The sequence below is a fragment of the Pseudomonas agarici genome, from assembly GCF_900109755.1.
Classification (GTDB): domain Bacteria; phylum Pseudomonadota; class Gammaproteobacteria; order Pseudomonadales; family Pseudomonadaceae; genus Aquipseudomonas; species Aquipseudomonas agarici.
This window is the reverse complement of record NZ_FOAR01000055.1, coordinates 1-3,660: the sequence shown is the minus strand read 5'-3', so window position 1 is coordinate 3,660 and position 3,660 is coordinate 1. Positions and strand designations below refer to the sequence as shown.

General features: G+C 52.3%; 4 protein-coding genes and 1 pseudogene. All 5 read left to right on the top strand.

The window, feature by feature from the left end:
- Window positions 1-248: 248 nt before the first annotated feature.
- The gene (locus BMX68_RS25255) at window positions 249-554 is read left to right on the top strand and encodes a hypothetical protein (protein ID WP_017134073.1); all 306 of its coding nucleotides are present in this window, start codon (window positions 249-251) and stop codon (window positions 552-554) included.
- A 42-nt stretch (window positions 555-596) separates the two neighbouring features.
- Complete coding sequence (locus BMX68_RS25250; RefSeq protein WP_017134074.1) at window positions 597-1,226, top strand: hypothetical protein; 630 nt, start codon at window positions 597-599, stop codon at window positions 1,224-1,226.
- Complete coding sequence (locus BMX68_RS25780; protein WP_143063368.1) at window positions 1,201-1,788, top strand: hypothetical protein; 588 nt, start codon at window positions 1,201-1,203, stop codon at window positions 1,786-1,788. Before BMX68_RS25250 ends, BMX68_RS25780 begins: the two co-directional genes overlap by 26 nt.
- Before the next feature lie 190 nt (window positions 1,789-1,978).
- A complete protein-coding gene (locus BMX68_RS24810; RefSeq protein ID WP_026013418.1) occupies window positions 1,979-3,214 on the top strand; it encodes a KPHS_23130 family T6SS system protein in 1,236 nt (411 codons plus the stop codon).
- A 9-nt stretch (window positions 3,215-3,223) separates the two neighbouring features.
- Window positions 3,224-3,660, top strand: a pseudogene (locus tag BMX68_RS24805) (ImcF-related family protein); the annotation flags it as partial.

Below are 3,660 nucleotides of genomic sequence, written 5' to 3'. Positions count from 1 at the left end.
ATCGTCAAGGTCTGGGTGGGAGGGGCTTGCCTGGGGTTCAAGGAGGTTGGGCGCTTTCAGGCCGAGATCGAGCCGCAAGGGCCCTATCTGAACGGCAACGGTATTTATTATCGGGCGCCGAATCCTGAGGCTCAGGCCTATATCGACCAGCATGGTATTCCCTATGGCACTTGGTAAGGGAGACGTTCAGTGGGATTTTTCTTTAACAAACCCAGTGTCCTGACGGATACATTTTTGAGGGCGGGACTATGCAGCAAGTAAAGCATGCCGGTAGTACTAATGACGCTGATGGCAGTGTAATCAAAGTTGTATCCGCCGAAGGTGCCTTGACATGGGTATCACCGGCTGAAAATGAATTGTTCACAATTACGCCAGATGCTGTGTTTCCTAATATTGTTTTCGAGTTTCGGACAACAATCCCTGGCGACTATCAATGGTCCTGGGCGATTGAGTGGCAAGCAAAAACCAGTGGGTTGAGGGAGCAAGCACGAGAGCGTGGGGTCTTGGAGGGCTTCAAAGAGGCGGGGGAGTTTGTAGGTAATAGCAAAATATAGACAGTTGATTTTTCTGGAAGAGTCCTAGGCGGAAAATTAACGGTGACGGTGATTATTGGTCAAAAGACGTTGGTCAGAACTGTCTGGATAGCTGGGCAAAACCCTACTCAAGAGAATGTAGCGACTTATGTGGCTAGCTTGGAGGATATGAATGGCTTCGAGAAGCTTTTGCAGCAAGAAACCAACGCTAAACACTTTATCAATTTTGATGGTGAGCCAATTGTTGCCTTTGATAAAGGCTACGGCATCACGCAAATGACCAGTCCGGCACCCTCCTATGAGCAAGCGTGGAGTTGGAAAGCCAATATCGTGGCGGGATCCTCGATTTACAGGGACAAGGTACGGATTGCCAAAAAATATCTCGCACAGGCAGGCAGAACCTATACGGATGATCAACTGCGGCACGAGGTGTTCAGTCACTGGAACGGAGGTTCCTATCATGTGTGGGATGCCGATTCAGCTTCCTGGATCAGAAAAAAGAACGTCCTCTGTGACTCTAATACCGGGAATATTGGTTGGTCGATGGACAATGAAAAGAATAAAGACAAGATAGAGTCTGAACTGCATGAGCGAGATAAGGATACTTATAAAAAAGGCACAAAGGGGCAGTCCGATGATCACCCATGGGGCTATAAAGGCGGGTGCTATGCAGATCATGTTATTGAGAAGTAGATTTTGGCGGGCATTGTTTTTTTTGTGGCTGACTTTAGCGGTGGTGAGTAATGTTTTTGCCGGGTCATCAATATCATGGGCCAGGAATAAAGATGGGCAGGTGAGTGTGGGTATGGCTGATGGTAGTGTCTATAAGCTCAAGCTGTCCTCCGATGTTTCTGGTATTTTTTATGATAAGGTGAAACACCCTGTTGCAAATAATAATTATGTGTCGATATTTGAGGTTTTATATTCTGATCGTGTCAATCCACAAAAAAATTGTGGCTCGGGAACTGAAATTTGGTTATACGTATATGAGGTGGCAGGCGCCGAATTAAGTGCGCGGGAAAGGGTGTTGGTGAGCAGTTGTTGGCGATCGATTTCACTGGTTAGCCAGAACTCCGGAAAAGATCTGCAAGATTCTGACTTTTCTTCGGTGCAATGGAGTGCGCAGGGATTTTCGATTGAATGGTTTTATAATGTTGACGCTACTGGACGAGCATTGAGTTCAACAAATTATGTGTGGCGTAACAATGTTTTCCTGCCCATTGAGGTGTTGAGTAAAGAACAGCCAGATAAGTAAGCCGTTCGATTCTTAGAGTAGGGATAACTATGAAGGACATCATCCGTATTGGCGACAAAACGACCGGGGGCAGCACAGTTCTTTCGGTTTCTACAGATAGGTGGTTCAGCGCCATCGGTGTGGCTCACCAGAGTGGCCCGGTGAGCTGTCCGATTTCTGGCCATGGCCGAACAGTGGGCGCGAGTTAGTCATGTCGGTCAGATTGGATCAAGTCCCACCACGGGCTCCACGACCTGCTCGGCCTAGAGTCTGGCTTTGGCTAGGTGTATTGCCACTGCTGCTTTTACTACTAGGTGTATGTGGGACGTTATTGTTTGGTTCTCAAGGGTTACGCCAACAACCCGTGAGTTTCTGGGGATTGACCTTGGGGGGACCGCTCTTGGGCTGGTGCCTGCTGAGTTTCGGGCGTGTTTTGCTGTATTTCGGCCAGCAGCAGGTTGCCGATGGGTGGGATAAGGCTCGTGAAGAGGATTTGACTCACAAGATTCGACGTGGTCGGCGCGTACAGCAGGTGTTGGGTGTCAGTTTGTATACGGCCCTGCGGGCGCCAGGGGAGGAGGAGGCACTACAACGAGCTGCCTTGCTGAGCGGCACCCAAGCTATAAAGGTTCAACCGTCTTGGCTGGACAGGACGATGCTGCGTCATAGCCGCTTGCCTGGCATTACCAATGAAACCTGCGAATACGCATTGCTGCGGGTGGTGGAGCAAGTGCTTGGCGATCTGGCGCAACCGCTGATGCGACTACCCGACGATACGCCGTTAGCCTTGTTGTTGGCGGTCGATAGCGCATTGCCAGAGAACGTGTTGCAGCGGGTATGGCGACGGGCATGGAGCGAGTCCGGTATCCGTCAGTCGGCGGTGCCCGTTGAAGAGGATGGACTAGAGGCCTTGGATCAGTGGCTTGATCATCGAATTGGTGATCGGGCCGTGCTGTTGGTGGTGGCGCTACGGTTTATGCCCCAGCAGCCAGAAGGGACGGCTGAAGCGGCTGTTGGACTGCTGTTCGGCAATCGACTGACGCAAGCCTTATTGCCGCCAATAGCCCACCTGCATCGTCCGGAGCAGCAACGCGAGCCGACCCCGGGCGCGTTGTTCTATGCCGCACGCCAAGCCTTGGACTGGGTGCCACTGGAGGCGCAATCGATCGAGCAGACATGGCGGGCGGGGATTGATGCGCGGCGGCATGAGGCGTTGGCCACGGTCTTGGCCGAGGCGTCGCTCCCGGCAAAACACAACCACGGGTTTTACGATCTGGATAGCCAGTTGGGACACCCAGGCAAAGCGTCGCCGTGGCTGGCGATTGCCGCTGCAACGCAGACCATTCAATGCGGCGCTGGGCCGCAGTTCATTTTCAGCGGGGGTGACTGTGTTGATACAGGGCTCTGGAGCACGGTATTGACGCCTGTGCCATCGCTCTCGAAGTAGGAATTTCGAATGCAGTTTCGACGTGTTGTGTGGTTGCTGGCTCTGGTCGTCGCGTTGCTGCTGATCGGTACGATCCTGAGTGTATTGGTTTGGCATTATCCGGCGATGTTTGGCTTTAGATCCGGTAGCGATCGCCAAACGATGGGGCTGTGGGTGATAGCCGCTACGACCTTGGTCCTAGTTTTGTGCGTCGCGGCCTACCATTTGTTGGGGCAGCAGTTGGGACATTCGGCTTACCTTCAGTTGAAGGCGGATGATGTGCCCCCGCCTACGCAGATTGGCCTCCCTGAATCTCTTGATACTCAGACTGCACAAATCATTTCCTCAATTAAAGTGCATCTGCGCGACCATTACGGCCTCTTCTGGCGCCGCAAAGTCCGCCTGCTGCTGGTCATCGGCGAGTCCGCCGAAATCGAAGCCATTGCCCCGACCCTGACCAAGCAATT

Bases quoted from the DNA above. Each gene is read 5' to 3' on its own strand.
- BMX68_RS25255 (WP_017134073.1), top strand. From the start codon at position 249: ATGCAGCAAGTAAAGCATGCCGGTAGTACTAATGACGCTGATGGCAGT.
- BMX68_RS25780 (WP_143063368.1), top strand. From the start codon at position 1,201: ATGCAGATCATGTTATTGAGAAGTAGATTTTGGCGGGCATTGTTTTTT.
- BMX68_RS24810 (WP_026013418.1), top strand. From the start codon at position 1,979: ATGTCGGTCAGATTGGATCAAGTCCCACCACGGGCTCCACGACCTGCT.